The following is a 17,891-nucleotide window of genomic DNA, read 5'->3' as shown; positions in this document are numbered from 1 at the left end:
CCGCCGACCTGGTCGCCACCGTGCTGCGCACCGCCGCCCTGTGAGCACCGCACCCGCCGGAACCGGCCACGGATCACCACCGATCCCCCCGCCTCCCGCCCGCACCACGCCCGGCAGGAACCCCGCGCCCGCACAGCCGGGCACCCGCGCAGACGCCGTCGAGGCCGCCACCCGCACAACCGGGTGACGGCCTCGACGCGTTCCCGGCCCGGGGACACCGCACCCGACAGCGGATCCGCATCAGCGTCGAGGGGTGTTTACGGCGTAAACACTTCCAGGGCCCGCTGTCCTGACCGCTCGCCTCCCGTGGACCGGGACGGTCAATCGGTGTCCCCGGCCCGGAGACACCGCACTCGGAGACGGCGGACCCACAGCGGCACCGCTCAAGTGTTTACGCCGTAAACACCGATCGTCCGCCGGGGAAGTACGGCGGCGAACAGGCGCGGTTCCGCATCAGGTCCGCGTCAGGGCGGAGAGGGCGTACGAATATGAACTTTGGTGGGATACCCCCCCATGATCGAGTCGAATAGATTGCCCTCCATGTCGCTCGCCATGATTCCCAGTCCGCCCGAAGGGGTCTGGTACCTGGGGCCGGTGCCCATCCGCGCCTACACGATCTGCATGCTGCTCGGCATCGCCGTCGCCGTCGTCATCGCCGAGCGCCGCTGGCGGGCTCGGGGCGGAGCGCCGGGGACCATGGTGGACCTGGCGACGTGGGGGATCCCGTTCGGCATCATCGGCGCGCGGCTGTATCACGTCGTCAGCGACTGGCAGCTGTACTTCGGAGTGGACGCACCCCACAGGCCGATCGACGCGATCCTGATCTGGAGTGAGTCCGGGCCGGGCTGGCGCGGCCTGAGCATCTGGGGCGCGGTCGCCCTGGGCGGGGTGGGCGTGTGGATCGCCTGCCGCCGTAAGGGCATCGCCCTGGGCGCCGTCGGTGACGCGGTGGCACCGGCCATCCCCATCGGCCAGGCCATCGCCCGATGGGGCAACTACTTCAACCAGGAGCTGTTCGGCAGCCCGACCGACCTGCCGTGGGGTCTGGAGATCGAGGCGGGCCGCCCGGGGACCGTGGCGGGTGCCGCCACCTACCACCCAACGTTCCTGTACGAGTCGCTGTGGAACCTGGCACTGGCACTGGCGCTGATCTGGATCGGCCGGCGGTTCCTGCTGCGGCACGGCCGCCTCTTCGCCCTGTACGTGGCGGGCTATACCGCGGGCCGGTTCTGGATCGAGGGGCTGCGCGTCGATCCGGCGAACGAGATCCTCGGGCTGCGGCTCAACCAGTGGACGTCGCTCGCCTTGTTCCTCGGCGCGCTGGCCTACGTCTACCTGACGCGGAACAGGAGCTCCGAGGAGTCTCTCGGTGCTGAACGGGTTCCCGCCAAGGTGGATTGATCCCGGCGGTGCCGCGCCCGGGACGGCGAACGGAGGGAGCGGGAGGGGGCGGGAGCCGTACGCCTCCCGCCCTCCCGGTGTTCACGCCGTGAACACCGCGCGCTCGGGGTGACCTCGCGGCCGCCGCGGCCTCTTCCCGGCCCGCATGAGCCGGCGGGCCGGGAGTGCGGACGTCAGCGGGCCACCGTGGCGGACAGCAGTTCTACCAGCGTCTCCAGATCCTCCCGGGAGAGCCGGGCCCGCAGCTCCGCCGCGAGCACCGACGGCGGCCCGAGCGGGATGACGCCGCGGTCCCGTCTGCCGGTTCCGCTCTGCCTCGGGACGGCCGGATCCGCCTCTCCGGTGTTTACGCCGTAAACACTCCCCCGGCTCCAGCCCTCTCCGGTGGGAGGCGGCAGGGTCTCGATGACCGGCTGCGGAGCGACCGGGAGAGCCTGCTCCTCCAGAGGGAGCTTCCCTATCTCCCGGGCGTCCTCCAACCTCAGCGTGCCGTCCGCCAGCGCCTGCTGCAGTTCCGGCTTGAGCTTGAGCAGCACCAGCCGCTGCGACCCCCACCCGGCGGACTTGCCCACCCGGCGGCAGGCCTCGCGCAGCGAGATCCCGCGCAGTTCCATCAACCGCTGCAAGGCTCGGGCCTCCTCCAGCGGCGTCAGGTCGTCGCGCTGGAAGTTCTCGATGAGGGTGCGCTCCTCGGCGGACTCGGCGGACTCGCGGACCTTGACGGGCACCTCGGTGAGCCCGGCGAGCGCGGCCGCGTGGCGGCGCCGGTGGCCGTGCTGGATGACGTACGGCCGGTCGCCGATCTGCGCGGCGTGGTGCGGGTGGACGGCCAGCCAGACGTCACGGGGGACGACGACCAGGTCCTGCAGCACGCCCTCATCGCGGATCGTGTCGGCGAGCCCTTCCAGGTCCCGGAGGCTCTCCCGGGGGTTGTCCGGGTTGTCGGCCAGGTCCTCCAGCCGCAGGGTCTCCGGCCGCTTGGGGGGCACGACGGCCACCGGGGCCGGGATCTTCGCCTCAGACTCGGCCGACTGGCCGACCATCAGCGCCGCGAGACTCGTCCTCTTCCCCGCCATCAGCGCTTCCCGTTCCGCATCTGCCCGTGTTCCAGGGCGAGCCGGTAGAAGTCCTCGCGCGCTTCCATCGCCACCCGGTTCTTGGGGTACTGGGTGACGACCAGACCCTCCGCCGACGCGCGGGAGTGGATCTTGTAGTGCCGGATCACCGTGTTGGCGAGCGGCCAGCCCTGGTTCCGTACGAACTGCAGGGTGTCGTCGAGGTCCGCGCGGCCGTCGCGCGGGTCCCAGTTGTTGGCGACCACGAGGTAGGGCAGCTTCCGGGGCTTGACGACCTTCTCGATCGTGTTGAACGTCGGCTGGAACGACAGAGGCTCCGGCTCGATGGGGACGATCACGTCGTCGGCGTTGTCGAGTACGGCGCGCAGCGCCTCGGCGGCCTTGCCGTCCCCGAGGGGGTCGTCGGAGGAGGCCCCGTCCGACAGATCGAGCCAGCCGGGGGTGTCCACCCACACGTCGGTGACGTGCGGGATGTGGCGGAGGCCCGCCAGTCCGGCGATGTCGTCGTGGGCCTGGACGAAGTCGAAGGGGAGGGCGTCGCCGACCCGCTCCGACCACCAGACGGCGGATCCCTGCGGGTCGATGGAGACCGTGACGACCGGGGGGTTCTCCCCCGCCACCCCGCCCACCGTGTCGGCCGTGACGGCGGCGAGGTTGACGGCGAGCGTGGACTTGCCGACGCCGCCTTTCTGATTGAGGACAACATGCACTCTGGCCACGTCGGGCTCCTGTTCCGTGTGCTTCCCGATTTGGTACTTCGGATCAGGAGGCCAACTATTCCAGATGCTCCAGGTGTTCACGCCGTGAACACCTGTGGCGTGCGCGACGGCGGCGCTCTCCGGTGAGACGGGCGGCCGGGCACGGGGGCCGTACGGGCCGGACGTAGGGGTCGTACGGCGCGGAGGGGGCGCCGCCTTCCGGCCGGGAGGAACCACGGGCGCCCCATGCGGGGTTCTCGAAGGCGGAGATCCGCAGCCTCTCCTGCCATGCCCGGTGAACATGTCCGTCTGTATAGGGATATGACTTGTTAGATCATCATCCGGTGTTCTTCCGGCGGGTGGGACGGCTGAGCGTAGTGTGAAATGAGACCGCTGCAGTCAGGGATGGGAACCATATCCGGTCCTGAAGGCTGGCTGCCGCGGCGTCCCTTCGAGTGGCCCGCGTCGTCCATGACCGTGACGCGCGGAGCGGAAGGAAACGATCACAATGATGACGATGATCCGACGTGCACTGGTGATCACAGGCACCGTTGCGACCCTGGGCTTCGTCGGCCAGGGTGCCGCCATGGCGGACAACGACTGGCCGTATCCCTACGGCGGCTACGGCTACGGCCCCGGCTGGGGCAGCAGCTGGTACTACAACAACTACCAGTTCGCCGGGCCGTACGGCGCGTACAGCAACTCCCTGTACAGCTACGCCTGGTGAGTGAGCCCCTCGCGGCGGTCCGGCATCCGGGCCGCCGCGACGGAGCATCCGGGCGCCGCGCACCTGGGCGACCGGCCCGCGCCGACGGCGTTGATGACCGAAATCCTGAATAGAGCAGGCCCGAATATGGAGAGCCCGCTCACGGTAAAGAATGCTCAATTTCGCTCCGCGCCTGCCGATGAGGCCGCTGTACGGCGGCAATCACGGAGGATCGCATGCGGCGCGTCAGAATCGGGGTACGGCTGGCGGGGGCGTTCACCGCGTTGCTGACGCTGCTGGCAGTGATCGCGGTGATCTCCTTCCTCGCGATCCAGGACCAGCGGAGCACCGCCACGCAGGTCCGCGACCTCCAGGTGCTCACCAGCCAGGCCAAGGAGATCAAGTTCTACGCGGCCGGCATGAGCGGCTGGCAGAGCGCCTACATCTCCGACGTCCACCGCCTGGGCGCCGACCGGGCGTTCGGCGGCGACTCGGTCAACCACAAGGCCTGGCAGCAGGAGCGCGAACGCTTCGAGAAGTTCCTGCCGCAGGTGGCCGTCGCCTCGATGACCGAGACGGAACGCGCGTTGTTCGAGCGGGTCCGCGCCGAGTCCGAGACGTACTTCGCCCTGAACGACACGATCGTCGAGACGTTCAGGCCGGGCACCCCCGAGGCCCTCTGGAAGGGCGACCAGCTGGCCGTCTACGACAGCTGGAACACCTACTACCGGATCCTGCGCGCCTCGCAGCAGCTCGCCCAGTCCGTCGACCAGCGCAGCCAGGCCGCGGTGGAGACCTCGTCCGAGGCGGCCGCCTCCGCCCAGCGCGCGATCACCATCGGTACGGCGCTGGCCCTCCTGCTCGGCTGCGCCCTGGCCTGGCTGGTGACCCGGAGCATCGTCGCCCCGGTCACCGCGGCCCGGGACGCCCTGCGCACGGTGGCAGGCCGCAGGCTCGACGTGGAACTGCCCACCGAGGGCCGGGACGAGCCCGCGCAGATGGCGGCGGCGCTCAACGAGGCGCTCACCGCGGTCCGCGCCGTCGTCACCGACGTGGCCGCCCACGCGGGGACGCTCGCCGACATGTCGGCGGAACTGGACGAGGTCACCGGTGTCTTCGCCGACAGCGCGACCAAGGCCTCCGAGCAGGCCGGAGCCGCCGCCGCGGCCTCGCGGGAGGTCAGCGAGAGCGTGCGCAGCGTCGCCGAGGGGTCGCGCGAGATGGGCGGCGCCATCGAGGAGATCTCCCAGAACGCCTCCGCCGCGGCCCGGGTCGCCGCCGAGGCGGTGACCGTCGCGAAGTCGGCCAACGCCACCGTCGTCCAGCTGACCTCGTCGTCGTCCGAGATCAACCACGTGGTCAAGCTCATCACCAGTATCGCCGAGCAGACGAACCTGCTCGCCCTCAACGCCACCATCGAGGCGGCCCGCGCGGGGGACGCGGGAAAGGGCTTCGCGGTCGTCGCCCACGAGGTCAAGAACCTGGCGCAGGCGACCGCCTCGGCTACCGAGGAGATCGGCCGGCTCGTCCAGACCATCCAGAGCGACAGCGCCGCCGCGGTCGGCGCCATCGGCCGGATCAGCGAGGTCATCGCGGGCATCAGCGACTACCAGATGACGATCTCGAGCGCGGTGGAGGAGCAGACCTCGACCACGAACGAGATGAACCGCAGCGTCGCCGACGCCGCCGGCGGCGCCTCCCGGATCGCGGAGAGCATCACCGCCGTGGCCTCCTCGGCCTCGGCCGTCGACGCCGACGTCTCCCGCTCGCGCCGTACCGTCGCCGCGCTCACCGGCGTCTCCGGCCGCCTGCGCGAAGCCGTCGAGCAGTTCCGCTACTAGCGCGTCCCGGCGGTGAGCGCGCCGCAGGGCCCCGCAAGACCTCCCCGATCCGCACGGCAGAAGAAGGAAGAGCACCGTGGCTGACAGGCCCAACAGGAGCAGGATCGCGCTGGCCGCGCTGACCGTCGCCGCCGCCACGGCGCTCGCGGGGTGCGGCGCCGAGACGGAGCCGATCGTACGCGCCGCCGCCGTCGCGGGCGCCGACGGCCTGGGGCTGGAGCAGGTCCGGGTCGGCCTGGCCTTCGACCAGGGCGGCCGGGGCGACAAGAGCTTCAACGACGCGGCGGCCGCGGGACTGGACCGGGCGAAGGAGGAGCTGGAGGTCGACGGAGCCGAGGTCACGCTCTCCGCCGAGACGGAGGAGGAGCGGACCGTCAGGCTCCGCGAGCTGGCCGAGCAGGGCCGCAACCCGGTCATCGCGGTGGGCTTCCTGTACGCGGGACCCCTCAAGAAGGTCGCGGCGGAGTTCCCCGGCACCACCTTCGCGATCGTCGACGACGACTCCTTCACCGCCCCGAACGTGGTCTCCCTGGTCTTCGCCGAGGAGCAGGGCTCCTACCTGGCCGGCGCCGCGGCGGCGCTGAAGTCCCGCTCCGGCAGGGTGGGCTTCATCGGCGGCGTCCGCATGCCGCTGCTGCAGAAGTTCGAGGCGGGCTTCGCGGCGGGCGCGGCCAGGGCCCGGCCGGGCGTGCGGGTCAGCGTCGACTACATCTCCACACCGCCGGACTTCGGCGGGTTCGGCGCGCCCGACAAGGCCAAGAAGATCGCCGAGGGGATGCTGGCGTCCGGGGTCGACGTCATCTACACCGCGGCCGGCGGGTCCGGCGCGGGCACGCTGGAGGCGGTCGCCGCGCGCAAGGGCGCATGGGCGATCGGGGTGGACACCGACCAGTACCAGACCGCGGACGCCGGCGTCAGGGAGTCCATCCTGACCTCCATGGTCAAGCGGGTGGACAACGCCGTCTTCCAGGAGATCCAGGCCTTCATCAAGGGCGACCGCGGCGGCGGCGTGAAACGCTTCGACCTCAAGACCGACGGCGTCGGCTACGCGACCTCCAACACCGAGGCGGTGGCCCCGCTGCAGCGGAAGGTCGACGCCATCCGCCAGCGGATCCTCGACGGGACCGTCACCCCGCCGACCAAGCCCTGATCCCGCCGCGGGGACGGGCGGCCGAGCACGGATCACCCGCGCGGGGACGGGAGGGAGGACGGCGGCCGGTCCGGACGGTCCTCCGGCTACCCGCCCTCGCCCGCGGCCGGTCTGCGGGCCAGGAGGCAGCCCTGGTGGTGCCTCTCGCCGTCCCCGGGCTCACGCAGCACCCGGACGGTCGTCTCGAACCCGGCCCGGCCGAGCAGGTCGGCGACGAGGTCGAGCGGCCACCGGTAGGCGAGAACCACCTTGTGGTCGAACGGCTCCGCCGTACGCAGCGACCCGTCGCCGGACTGGAAGGAGAGCAGCAGGTGACCGCCGGGGGCCAGCACCCGGTGGAACTGGCCGAAGACCTCCGGCAGCCGCTCCGGCGGCGTGTGGATGGTCGAGTACCAGGCCAGGACGCCGCCGAGCGAGCCGTCCGGCAGGTCCAGAGCGGTCATCGAGCCCTCGTCGAAGCGCAGGTGCGGGTACGTCCGGCGGGCGATGGCCACCAGCTGCGGCGACAGGTCGATCCCGGACACGGTCAGCCCCAGGTCGTGCAGGTGCGCCGTCATGCGGCCGGGCCCACACCCGAGATCGGCGACGGGCCCCGCGCCGCCGGCCCGCACGAGTTCGGCGAAGACGGCGAGCATCGCCCGGTCCAGCGGCATGCGGTCGAGCGCGTCGCCGACGAACTCGGTGTAGGGGACGGCCACGGCGTCGTAGGAGGCGCGGGTGCTGCGCAGGAAGTCCGGTTCGGTCACGGGAGAGCAGCGTAATCCGCGCCGGTCCCGCGAAGATCGCCCGTACGGACGATCGACACCGCCGCCCGTCCCGTCCGGGGCGCTCGGCGGTTCGCCGCACCCGTCGAGCGTGCCGGGCGGAATCCGGGGCGCGTAGGGGCCGCTGATCGCCGCCTGCCGCGTCCGGCCTGCGTAACGTGACTGGTGGGCCCGGATACGGGGCCCGGATACGGGGACGGAGAATCTCGGGGGAGGTGAGAGCCGTGGCGGTGACAGATCACATCCACGACGCCCGGCGGCTGCGGGCGCTGCACGCCACCGGCCTGCTGGAAGCCGGCGAGGCGCCGCGGCTGGACCGGGTGACCCGGCTGGCCGTCCGGTGCCTGCGCGTGCCGACGGCGATGGTGTCGCTGATCGACGCCGACCGCCAGGTCGTCGTCAGCGCGGCCGGATCCGACGAACCCGGCCGCCGTGAGCAGGCGCCCCTGTCGCAGTCCCTGTGCCGGCACGTCGTGGTCACCGACGCGCCGCTGACCGTGCCCGACGCCCGTGCCGATGAGCGCTGGCGCGGGATCGAAGCCCCCGGGGACGGGCGGCTGACCTCGTACGCCGGGATGCCGCTGCGCGCCGGCCCCGGGCAGGTGCTGGGCGCGCTGTGCCGTGATCGACGCCCGGCCCCGGCAGTGGAGCGGCGAGCAGCTGAGCGTCCTGGAGGACTTGGCCGCGCTGGCCGAGGCCGAGATCGCGCTGCGGCTGGCCCGAGCCGAACCACCCGAGCAGCGGGAGGGCGTGCAGGCGGTGCTCGACGCCGAGCCGGTCGCACAGGCCCGTACCGAAGACGACGGGACGCGATGCGCCGTGGTGGCGCACGACGTCGACGACCACCACGGGCTGCTGCGGCGGCTGGAGGACGAGCGCCTGCTCACGCGGGCGCTGCTGGACAGCCTGGACATCGGGGTCGACGCCTGCGACCGCGACGGCCGGATCGTCTTGACCAACCTGCCGCTCCGGGAGATCCGCCCGGGAGGACCCCACCGGCACGTCCTGGAGGTGGGGGAGACCTTCCAGGTCTTCGCCGCCGACGGGCGCACCCCGCTGCGCGGCGCCCGCGTTCCGCTGGCGCGGGCCCTGGCCGGCGAGTGGATCGACGGCGAGGAGATCGTCGCCCGTCCTTCGGGCGTCGAACCGCGCCGGTTCACCGTCAACGGGCGGCCGATCGAGACCGGTGACGGACGCCGCCTGGGCGCGGTGGTGACCCTGCACGACATCACCTCCGTCCACCGGGCGCAGACACTGCGCTCGACCCAGCACGCCGTGGCCGGCGTCCTGGCCGATGCCGCCTCCGCCCAGGAGGCGCCGGCGGGGTGGTCGCCGCGGTCACCGAGGCACTCGGGTGGACCTACGGCGAGTACTGGCAGGTCGACGAGGACCGGGCGTCCATCGCCTCCGTCGCTTTCTGGAGCAGGCCGGCCGGGACCTGTCCGCCTTCACCGCCGGTCATCCGAGCGCGTTCGCCCGCGGCCAGGATCTGCCCGGACTGGCGTGGGAGTGCGGTGAGCCGGTCTGGATCACCGACATGGCGGCCGACCCCCGCGACTTCTCCCGCCTGCAGGGCGCCGTACGGGCCGGTCTGCGCTCGGCCATGGCCCTGCCGGTGCGCAGCGGTACGCAGGTGCTGGGCGTGCTGATCTTCGGCGCCGACCGCCCCCAGCCGCCCGACGACGACCTGGTCGAGCTGCTGGACGGGGTCTGCGCCACGTGGGCCGGTACATGGAGCGGCGCCGCGCCGAGGAGCTCACCGCAGCCCTGGCCGAGAGCCGCCGCCAGTTCGACCGGATCATCGACCAGCTCACCGACAAGGCCTGGACCGTCGAGGTACGGCCCGACGGCACGGCCCGCCCGATCTACGTCAACACCGAGCACACCACCGTGTTCGGCGGACGGCTGCACCTGGATCCCGACGACGACTTCATCGCCGTCATGCTGCGTTTCGTCCACCCCGACGACCACGACGCCTTCCGCGCCTACTGCGCCGAGCTCATCACCGGCGACCAGGCCCAGCTGGAGTACCGGCTCATCGGCCTGGACGGCGTCACCCGCTGGATCTGGAGCCGGGGCGCCCCCCGCCGCGAAGGCGAGCGGCTGCTGGTCGACGGCATCTCCACCGACGTCACCGACCGCCACCGGATCGCCGAGGAGCGCGAGCGCCTGCTGGATCAGCAGCGCCGCCAGATGGGCCGGCTGCGGGAACTGGACGCGATGAAGGACGACCTGATGGCGATGGCCAGCCACGAGCTGCGCAGCCCCATCGGCGTCATCCGCAGCTACGCCGAGATGCTGGCCGAGGCCCCCGGCCTGCCCGAGGAGTACCGGGCCTTCATCGAGGTCATCGACCGGAAAAGCGACCACCTGCAGAACCTGGTCGACGACCTGCTGGACCTGGCGCGCCTGGACGCCGGCCGGGTGGGCGTGGACGCGCGCATGCTGTGGCTGACCGGGCTGGTCCGCCAGGCCGTCGACGAGCACCGGGCGGCCGCGGCGGCCAAGCGGATCACCTTGGCCGCCGAGCTGCCGCACCGCCTGCACGTGCACGCCGACCCGGTACGGCTGCGCCAGGTGATGGACAACCTGCTGTCGAACGCGATCAAGTACACGCCCGAAGGCGGACGCGTCACCGTCACCGCCGACTGCGGCCGCGGTGATCCCAAGGCCGTCACCGTCGGCGGTGACGGCGGTGGTCCCAGGGCCGGGAAGCAGGAGGCCTGCCGAGGCGGGACGGTCACGGTGACGGTGGCCGACACCGGGATCGGCATCCCCGCCGAGCAGTACGAGCAGCTGTTCTCCCGGTTCTTCCGCGCCTCCACCGCGAAGAAGGCCGGGATCAAGGGCACCGGCCTGGGCCTGGCCATCACCAAGGCGATCGTGGAGGCGCACGGCGGGACCGTCGACGCGCCCGCGCGAGGGCGGCGGCACCATCTTCACCGTCCGGCTGCCGGTCGACCCGTCGCACCGCGCAGAGCCTGCCTGAGTCGCACCGCGCAGAGCCTGCCTGTCAGGCAGGCCGGACGCGGCCGCCGCCCGGACGAGGACGGCGGCCACGTCGTCGACCCGGTGCCCGCGTTCGTCAACCCGGTCCTTCACCTCGGCGCCGCCCTGCCGCCCGCCGGCGGCCCGGGGCGGCCCGTTCCGCGCTCGCCGCACCGCAGCTTCCCCGGCCCGTGAGGAACAACGGAACGAAAACGTACGCCAAGGAACGATCATGAGGGCGACCCGGGTGCGGCGGCTGCCGACCTGGTGCCCTGGCCCACCGCACCATCCGACGCCGACCTGCTGCCGCCCGACGACGAACGCGTCCCCTGACCGAACGGCCGAGACGCGGGGCTCCTTGATCGGCTTGATGGCCGATGCAGGTCGTGCGGCCCGGTCGCGACGCTGGCCTCATGAGAAAGATCTCCATGGCCACCGCCGCGGCCATCACGCTGCTCGCCTCGTCCGGATGCGCGAGCGCCCTGGCCGCCTCCGGAGCCCGGCCGTCCGGCCCGGACCGAGGGCTCGCCCGCCCCGGACTGCAGAAGATCGTCTGGCGCGACTGCCGGACCGGTGCCGGTGACGAGATCGGCGCCCGGTTGCACGCCGCCGGAGCGCGCTGCGCCGAGGTCACGGTCCCGCTGGACCACAGCCGCCCGGACGGGCGCACCGTCAAGGTCGCGATCTCCCGGCTGCAGGCCACCGACCCCGGGCGCCGGCGCGGCGCGCTGCTGATCAACCCCGGCGGCCCCGGCGACCCCGGAAGGATCTACGCGCCGCTGCTCAAGGCGGCCGCCCCCGCGCTGGCGGCCCGCTACGACCTGATCGGGATGGACCCCCGGTTCACCGGAGGCAGCACCCCGATCAACTGCCACTGGCCCATCGGCGACTACCTGCGCTCGACCGGCCCGGACCGGCGCGCCTTCGACCGGATCGCCGCGCAGGCCGAGGACCTGGCCGCCCGCTGCGCCGGGCAGCGGGAGCTGCTGCCCCACGCCTCGGCCCGCGCCACCGCCCGCGACATGGACGTGATCCGCGCCGCGCTCGGCGAGCCGAAGCTGTCCTATCTGGGCGGGTCGTACGGCACCTACCTGGGCGCGGTCTACCTGCAGCTGTTCCCCGGCCGCGCCGACCGGTTCGTCCTCGACAGCGCCCTGGACCCCGCGGCCGCCGGCCCCGGCTACGCCCGGCCGATGGGCCCGGCCCTGGCCAAGGCGCTGGAGGAGTGGGCCGGCTGGGCCGCCCGCCATCACGACCGCTACCGCCTGGGCTCCACGACCGCCCGGGTGCTGGCCACCGTGCACCGGATCGACCGGGCCGCCGCCCGCGATCCGCTGCGGATCGGCCGCCACCGGGTCGACAGCCACGTGTTCCCGGTGATCCTGCTGGTCAGCCTGGGCCGGGACGGTGAGCAGGACTACGCCTCCCTCGCCGCCGACCTTCAGGTCCTCAACGACGCCGCCCGCGGCGCCGAGGTCACCCCGACCCGCTCCCTGCAGGAGGGGCTGGCGTTCCTGTCCTCCCCGGAGGCGGACGGAGCCGGCAGCGCGAGGATGGCGATCACCTGCGCGGACGGGCCCGCCTCCCGCGATCCCGGCGCCTACTACCGCGACGTCGACGCTCACCGCGCCGACGAGCCTCTGTTCGGCCCGCTGACCCGCGCCATGAACCTGCCCTGCGCGTTCTGGCCGGCCTCCCCCGCCGAGCCGCCCACCCGGATCCGCAATGACGTCCCGGCCCTGATCGTCGGGGCCTCGGGCGACCCCAAGACCCCCTACCCAGGGCAACGGGCGATGCGCCGGGCGCTGAGCGGCTCGCGCATGGTCACCGTGCGCGGCTCCTTCCGCCACCTGGTGTCCGGGGTGTTCACCTCCACCCCCAACGCCTGCGTCGACGGAGCCGTCGGCCGCTACCTGCTCGAGGGCGTCCTGCCCGCCCGGGACACCACCTGCACCGACATCCCCGCCCGGTAAGCGATCCTGGAACTCGGCCCGTCGTCGACGAAACGGATCGTGCTCGCCCACGGCCTGGTCCGCGGCCGCGTGCAACGGGTGACCGCGTGGGAGTGGGCGACAGCCGGCACGGACAGGTGCGCTGCATCGCCCTGGGCGAGGGCTGGGCGCAGCAGGAACTGACACGACAGGACGAGTTGCGGGTCATCGATGTGATCTTCGAGTTGCTCGATGAGTTTCTTGCTGAACGTGAATGTTCGAAAGCCCGGTGGCAGTGCCGACGGCCTCGGCCGTCGTGCCCGGGCGGCCTCGGGTCGTCACCAGGCGGCGTACAGCTCGCCCTTGCCCGGGCGTTCACCGCCCCTGATCCGCACCGGTGTGGTGGAGCCGTCGGTGAGGTCGACCCGATAGCCCTGCCACCGGTACAGGTGGAGCAGGTGGCGGCCGGTCCCGTCGAGACTGAAGCGCAGGCTCAGCGAGGCCCCCTCCGGCGGGTCCGTCCGCGCGATCACCTCGGGTTGCGCTCCTGCGCCGGCAGGGACGCGCTCGATGGCGTGACCGGCCGCGTAGACCAGGGAGCCGCCGTCGGGGGTGTAGGCCACCGACCCCAGCAGCGGCAGTCCCTTGCCCGGCCGGACCAGGCGCGCGGCGGCGAGCAGGTCGGTCCCCTGGTCGGCGAGGTCGATGACGCCCACACCCCAGTTGCTGAGCGTCATCGCGACCTGCCGCCCGTCCGGTGCCCAGGACAGCCCGGCGATCAGTCCGGGGGTGGTCGTGACCCAGTCGCGGCGCTGTCCGGTGGCCGTGTCGACGACCGAGACCCTCGTCCCGCCCCGGGTGGGGACGGCGTAGGCGAGCCGGGTGCCGTCCCGGCTCAGCGCCAGGTCCAGCAGCGGAGCGCGCAGGCCGTCGTCGGGGCCGGGGACCACCACCGGCTCACCCGGCCGCCCGTCGTCGTCGAGGGTGACCAGGAAGAGCCGCAGGGGAGCGTCCGGCCCGGTCCAGCCGGCCAGCGCGAAGGTGCGGTTGTCGGGGGCGGCGGCCAGGCGCTGCCAGGCGGACGGCACACCCGGCGGGAGCGGGATCTCGGTCAGGAACCTGCCGGTGGCGGCGTCGTGGACGGCGGGCCGTACCGGGATCTGGGTGTAGTCCTTGGAGCCGGGGACGGCACGGGCGAACGGGGCCCGCGCGGTGACGACGAACCGCGGCGGGCCCGTCGCCGGCAGGGGGGTGGAGGTCGCCATGGGCGAGGCCAGGGAGGTGACCAGGGGTTCCGGCGGTGGGGAGGGGGCCGAGGGGGACGGGACCGTGGATGTGGTGGTCGGCACCGCGATCGGGAAAGGACTGCCGGAAGGAGAGACCGCGGAAAGGGGTGGCGGTGACGGCACCGTGGCTGCGGGAGAGGCCTGCCTGCTCAAAGAGACCCGCTCGCCTGCGGGATCGTCACCGCATCCGCCGAGCAGCGCGAGTGTGAGCAGTCCTGCCGCGGTGACGGTCGCGCGTGAGCCCATCCGCTGATGATCTTCCCGTCCCGGCCCCGCGTCAAGATCCTCGACCGTCGTGGGCGACCCTTCGCCCGGTGGCCCGCGCCGTCATCGAGGCGGGCGTCCCGGTCTGCATCCGCCATGCCTCCGACACCGGCTGGGCGAGCTTCACCGCCTGCAGCAACCGTTGGGGCCCTGCCGTCGCACGCGCGTGGCCCGCCGGTGTCACGGCTTTCACCCGGCGACGGGTACGAGCGGCATGGCCCGTCGTACCGGCTGAAACAGGGGCCGGTGCGGTGTTCGGCCGCCCTCAGGGTTGCGGCTGCGCGGACAGCGGCGCGGGCGGGACCGGCTGGCGGTGCGGATCGGCGAGGTCGTGGGCGGAGCGGGCCAGCCAGGCCAGCATCAGGGTGCTGACGGCGGCCCCGGCGGCGTCGACGTAGAGATCCCCCGCGAGGGCGAGCAGCGGGCCCGCCGATAGCAGACCGAGCGGCGCCACCAGGGCGGCGATGCCGTACCAGACGGTGACGCGCCGCCAGCGGCCGTCGCGCCACTGCGCCTGTACGAGCAGCACCGTCCAGACCAGCGCCGCCACGGCGCAGACCAGGGACAGCCCGTCGGGTATCGGCCGGCCGATGACGTCCAGCACCTCGAAGGCGGCGGCGCCCGCGTACCCCACCACGCCCGCGACCCGCATCTGATCGACATACGCGAGGTCGCGCCTCAGCACCGGATGGAGCGACACCACGACCGTGCCCATCACCACGGCGTCGAGCAGCACCGCCGGCCAGGGCCACCACGGCAGGACGGCGTACAGGCACGACACCGCCGCCGCGGCGTACAGCCCTGCCCGCAGCCGCTGCACGCCCCGGTCCGGCTCCGGCGGCGGTCCCGCCAGCGGGCCGCGCAGGCTCTGCCACAGCGCCCAGGCCCACGCCGTACCGACCGCGCACAGCACGAACATGTCCGGCCACGTCACCGCGGCGTCTTCATCCGCCTCGGTGAACAGCGTCACCCGCCACAACGCGCCGAGATCGCCGGTGGCCGGCGCGGTCACGGCGGCGACCACCACCACGGCGAGGTACACGCTCGCGATGAGCAGGGCGGGAACGCCGAAACGGTGGCGACGGAGCATGGGGCACGTCCTGGGGGTGAACGGGATTGGAGTGCCTCACCCTAGCGAGCCGCCGCCACGAAGCTGATCAAGCCCTCTTGTCAACGGCCAAGTGCGTGTCGCCGCTGGTGGCCAAGTACGGGTCCCCACGTCTTCGTAGTTGACTACCTCTTGGCCAGGCGTCCGCCTGTCCGGGTTCGTGCCTGTTTCATGCGGAAGGACTCGCCCTCGGTGACCACGACGACGCTGTGATGCAGCAGCCGGTCCAGCAGGCTGACGGCGGTGGTGTGCTCGGGCAGGAAACGACCCCACTGATCGAAGGGCCAGTGCGAGCCGATACCGAGCGCTCGGCGCTCATAGGCGGCGGCCACGAACCGGAACAGCAGCTGCGCGCCGGTGTCGTCCAGCGGGGCGAACCCCACCTCGTCGATGATCACCAGGTCGTTGCGGAGCAGGTTCTCGATGACACGGCCGACGGAGTTGTCGGCCAGGCCCCGATAGAGCGTCTCGACCAGCTCGGCCGCGGTGAAGTAGCGCACCTTGTGCCCGGCGTGGACGGCCGCGACGCCGAAGGCGACCAGGCTGTGGGACTTGCCCGTGCCCGCCGGGCCGACGGCGCAGTAGTTCTCGCTCGCGCGGATCCACTCCAGCGAGGCCAGGTAGTCGAACGTCGCCCGCGGGATGCAGGAGCCGGCCACGTCGAACTCCTCGATCGTCTTGATCACCGGGAAGGCGGCGGCCTTCATCCGGGTGCGGACGTTGGAGGCATCGCGCGCGGTCAGCTCGGCCTCCAGCAGCGTGCGCAGGAACTCTTCGGGATTCCAGCGCTGCGTGCGCGCGGTCACCAGCAGCTCGGGCGCCAGACGGCGCATGGCGGCCAGCTTCAGGCGGCGCAGGGCGGCATCCAGATCGCCGGGCAGCGCGGGAACGGCGGGCGCGCTCATCCGGTCTCTCCCGTCCGGTCGAGCCGATCCAGGGCGTAGTCGCCCAGCGACCGGGTCGGGACCACGGGCAGGGCCATGACCAGCGCGTCCCCGGCAGCGGTCGGCTGCGGGGTGCCGACTCCGGCCGCCAGGATCGAGCGCACGTCCTCGGCCCGCCACCGGCGAAACCGCGCCGCACGCTCCAACGCGGCCACCAGCGCCTGCTCCCCGTGCGCCGCACCGAGGGCGGCCAGCTCGACCAGGTCGGCGGCCAGCCGGGTGTTGCCGGATGCGGCCGACCCGGTCAGCCAGGTCTCGGCGGCCGGGCCCAGCGCCAAGAACGCCTTCTCGACCGGGGTGCGCGCTCCGGGCGGCGCGACGCGGCGCGGGCCGGGGCCCGCCGTAGTGCTCATCGCAGACCGCCGCCTCGCCGGGCGCGACCGGCGCGTGCTCAGCGACGATCTCGCCGGTGGCCAGGTCGGTGATCAGCAGTCGGCCGTCGGCCTCGGCCACGGCCACCGTCGTGCCGATGAGCCGGGTGGGCACCGAGTAGCGGGCCGAGCCGAAGCGCACGCACGACAGCTTGTCCACCTTGCGCGTGAGCGGCGCCTTGCCGATCACCGGACGCAGCGACGGCAGCGCGCCCATCACCTGCCGTTCGGCGGCCAGCCGCTCGGCCGGGATCGCGCAGATCTCCGAATGCGCCACGCCGTTGACCTCGGCGCACCACGCTCGGGCGGCGATGTTGGCCACCGTCAGGTCCTCGAACGGGGCCTGCGGGACGACCAAGTCCCGCTTGGCGTAGCCGACCAGGTTCTCCACGATGCCCTTCGACTCGGGATCGGCGGCCTCGCACCAATCCGGGCGGAAGGCGTAGTGGGTTGCGAAGCGGACGTAGTCGGCGGTGGGGACGACCTTGTTGGCGACCACGCCGCCCTTCAGGCAGCCCATCCGGTCGGCCAGCACCGCCTTGGGCACCGCGCCGAGGGTCTCGAAGCACTCGGCCAGCAGCGCCAAGGTGGTCTGGGCGCGCTCGTTGTCGGCGAAGCGCACGAACCGGAAGCAGGACCAGGCCAGCACCGCGCAGAACACGTGCAGCCCGTCGCCGGCATCGCCCCAGTCGATGACCAGCATCTCGCCCGGCGTCCAGACGGCCGGGCGCCGCCCGCGATGATTGTCGCGCCGCCAGGCCTTCTTCGCCTGCGCGACCAGCCGCCGGAAGTTACGCGCCGAGCCGCCGTACCCGGCCGCCTGTGCCGGCGGCAGCAGCCGCTTGGCCGAGATCTTCCCGTGCGTCGCGGCGACCTTGTCGGCCACCAGCTGGGCGACCGCGTCGTAGTTGTGCTCGCGCTGCCTGCGGGGCGGCGCCTTGTCGGCGGCCAGCGCCCGCTCGATGATGCGTTTGACGGTCTTGTGCGTGGTGCCGCACATCTGCGCGGCTCCGCGATAGGTGCCTACCTCGCGGTAGGCGGCGATGATGTCCATGACTTCCCCCGAAGATTTCATGGCCCGGCAGACTCCCTGAACGGTGATCTTGTGACTGGCTGACACCGTCACGATCACCGTTCAGGGGCGTGCCCACCCCACGACACACCGGCAAGCACACGAGGGCGTGGGGACTTGAAACTGGCCACCAGCGGTGACCTCAACCCGGCCACCTGCGGCTACTTTTACACGGCCACGGACACCTCTCCTCAGACTGATCCTCATGGCCCTCCCCATTCCCTTCGGCCCTTTCCCCTGCGTTCCGCAGATGTGTGTCCGGCCTAGTGCACGGATCTGCAGGTTGAACTG

At 72.6% G+C, this 17,891-nt stretch carries 12 protein-coding genes and 4 pseudogenes; 9 read left to right on the top strand and 7 right to left on the bottom strand.

The window, feature by feature from the left end:
• Positions 1–540: 540 nt before the first annotated feature.
• Positions 541–1,401 carry a prolipoprotein diacylglyceryl transferase gene (gene lgt, locus ACWJ6R_RS12975; protein ID WP_449062456.1) on the top strand — a complete coding sequence of 287 codons (861 nt, stop codon included), beginning with the start codon at positions 541–543 and terminating at the stop codon, positions 1,399–1,401.
• A gap of 173 nt (positions 1,402–1,574) precedes the next feature.
• Here the strand turns inward: lgt and ACWJ6R_RS12970 are convergent, their stop codons facing one another.
• Positions 1,575–2,477, bottom strand: a complete 903-nt coding sequence (locus ACWJ6R_RS12970; protein ID WP_449062455.1) for a ParB/RepB/Spo0J family partition protein — start codon at positions 2,475–2,477, stop codon at positions 1,575–1,577.
• Positions 2,477–3,196, bottom strand: a complete 720-nt coding sequence (locus tag ACWJ6R_RS12965; protein WP_449062454.1) for a nucleotide-binding protein — start codon at positions 3,194–3,196, stop codon at positions 2,477–2,479. Before ACWJ6R_RS12965 ends, ACWJ6R_RS12970 begins: the two co-directional genes overlap by 1 nt.
• Positions 3,197–3,692: 496 nt before the next feature.
• Here ACWJ6R_RS12965 and ACWJ6R_RS12960 point away from each other — a divergent pair, with 496 nt between their 5' ends.
• The 3 genes from ACWJ6R_RS12960 (at position 3,693) to ACWJ6R_RS12950 (ending at position 6,872) form a co-directional block, all read left to right on the top strand.
• A complete protein-coding gene (locus ACWJ6R_RS12960) occupies positions 3,693–3,902 on the top strand; it encodes a hypothetical protein (RefSeq protein WP_449062453.1) in 210 nt (69 codons plus the stop codon).
• A 215-nt stretch (positions 3,903–4,117) separates the two neighbouring features.
• Positions 4,118–5,722, top strand: a complete 1,605-nt coding sequence (locus ACWJ6R_RS12955) for a methyl-accepting chemotaxis protein (RefSeq protein WP_449062452.1) — start codon at positions 4,118–4,120, stop codon at positions 5,720–5,722.
• A 76-nt stretch (positions 5,723–5,798) separates the two neighbouring features.
• Positions 5,799–6,872 carry a BMP family lipoprotein gene (locus ACWJ6R_RS12950; protein WP_449062451.1) on the top strand — a complete coding sequence of 358 codons (1,074 nt, stop codon included), beginning with the start codon at positions 5,799–5,801 and terminating at the stop codon, positions 6,870–6,872.
• A gap of 86 nt (positions 6,873–6,958) precedes the next feature.
• On the opposite strand, the gene ACWJ6R_RS12945 is transcribed toward ACWJ6R_RS12950, so the two are convergent.
• Entirely contained in the window at positions 6,959–7,618 is a 660-nt protein-coding gene (locus ACWJ6R_RS12945; protein ID WP_449062450.1) for a class I SAM-dependent DNA methyltransferase, read from the bottom strand.
• 380 nt (positions 7,619–7,998) lie between these two features.
• Between ACWJ6R_RS12945 and ACWJ6R_RS12940 the strand changes: the two are divergent.
• The 5 genes and pseudogenes from ACWJ6R_RS12940 to ACWJ6R_RS12920 form a co-directional block, all read left to right on the top strand.
• Positions 7,999–8,211: pseudogene (locus ACWJ6R_RS12940) on the top strand (hypothetical protein); the annotation flags it as partial.
• A gap of 46 nt (positions 8,212–8,257) precedes the next feature.
• Complete coding sequence (locus tag ACWJ6R_RS12935; RefSeq protein WP_449062449.1) at positions 8,258–9,154, top strand: PAS domain-containing protein; 897 nt, start codon at positions 8,258–8,260, stop codon at positions 9,152–9,154.
• Positions 9,054–9,293: pseudogene (locus tag ACWJ6R_RS12930) on the top strand (GAF domain-containing protein); the annotation flags it as partial. The gene ACWJ6R_RS12935 and the pseudogene ACWJ6R_RS12930, both read left to right, overlap by 101 nt.
• 62 nt (positions 9,294–9,355) lie before the next feature.
• The gene (locus tag ACWJ6R_RS12925; protein ID WP_449062448.1) at positions 9,356–10,819 is read left to right on the top strand and encodes an ATP-binding protein; all 1,464 of its coding nucleotides are present in this window, start codon (positions 9,356–9,358) and stop codon (positions 10,817–10,819) included.
• A gap of 218 nt (positions 10,820–11,037) precedes the next feature.
• Entirely contained in the window at positions 11,038–12,597 is a 1,560-nt protein-coding gene (locus ACWJ6R_RS12920) for an alpha/beta hydrolase (RefSeq protein ID WP_449062447.1), read from the top strand.
• Positions 12,598–12,893: 296 nt separating this feature from the next.
• Here the strand turns inward: ACWJ6R_RS12920 and ACWJ6R_RS12915 are convergent, their stop codons facing one another.
• From ACWJ6R_RS12915 to istA, 4 genes and pseudogenes are all read right to left on the bottom strand, one after another.
• Positions 12,894–13,904 (bottom strand): WD40 repeat domain-containing protein, encoded by a 1,011-nt coding sequence (locus ACWJ6R_RS12915; protein WP_449062446.1) that lies wholly within the window; start codon positions 13,902–13,904, stop codon positions 12,894–12,896.
• A 466-nt stretch (positions 13,905–14,370) separates the two neighbouring features.
• Positions 14,371–15,195 carry a hypothetical protein gene (locus tag ACWJ6R_RS12910; protein ID WP_449062445.1) on the bottom strand — a complete coding sequence of 275 codons (825 nt, stop codon included), beginning with the start codon at positions 15,193–15,195 and terminating at the stop codon, positions 14,371–14,373.
• A 143-nt stretch (positions 15,196–15,338) separates the two neighbouring features.
• A pseudogene (gene istB / locus ACWJ6R_RS12905) lies at positions 15,339–16,061 on the bottom strand (IS21-like element helper ATPase IstB); the annotation flags it as partial.
• A 53-nt stretch (positions 16,062–16,114) separates the two neighbouring features.
• Positions 16,115–17,603, bottom strand: a pseudogene (gene istA / locus ACWJ6R_RS12900) (IS21 family transposase).
• Between the last annotated feature and the right edge of the window lie 288 nt (positions 17,604–17,891).

The sequence above is a fragment of the Planomonospora algeriensis genome, from assembly GCF_977012225.1.
Note: the sequence above shows the minus strand (reverse complement) of the source record. Positions and strands in the feature narration are given on the sequence as shown.

Bases quoted from the DNA above. Each gene is read 5' to 3' on its own strand.
- lgt (WP_449062456.1), top strand. From the start codon at position 541: ATGTCGCTCGCCATGATTCCCAGTCCGCCCGAAGGGGTCTGGTACCTG.
- ACWJ6R_RS12970 (WP_449062455.1), bottom strand. From the start codon at position 2,477: ATGGCGGGGAAGAGGACGAGTCTCGCGGCGCTGATGGTCGGCCAGTCG.
- ACWJ6R_RS12960 (WP_449062453.1), top strand. From the start codon at position 3,693: ATGATCCGACGTGCACTGGTGATCACAGGCACCGTTGCGACCCTGGGC.
- ACWJ6R_RS12955 (WP_449062452.1), top strand. From the start codon at position 4,118: ATGCGGCGCGTCAGAATCGGGGTACGGCTGGCGGGGGCGTTCACCGCG.
- ACWJ6R_RS12920 (WP_449062447.1), top strand. From the start codon at position 11,038: ATGAGAAAGATCTCCATGGCCACCGCCGCGGCCATCACGCTGCTCGCC.
- ACWJ6R_RS12910 (WP_449062445.1), bottom strand. From the start codon at position 15,195: ATGCTCCGTCGCCACCGTTTCGGCGTTCCCGCCCTGCTCATCGCGAGC.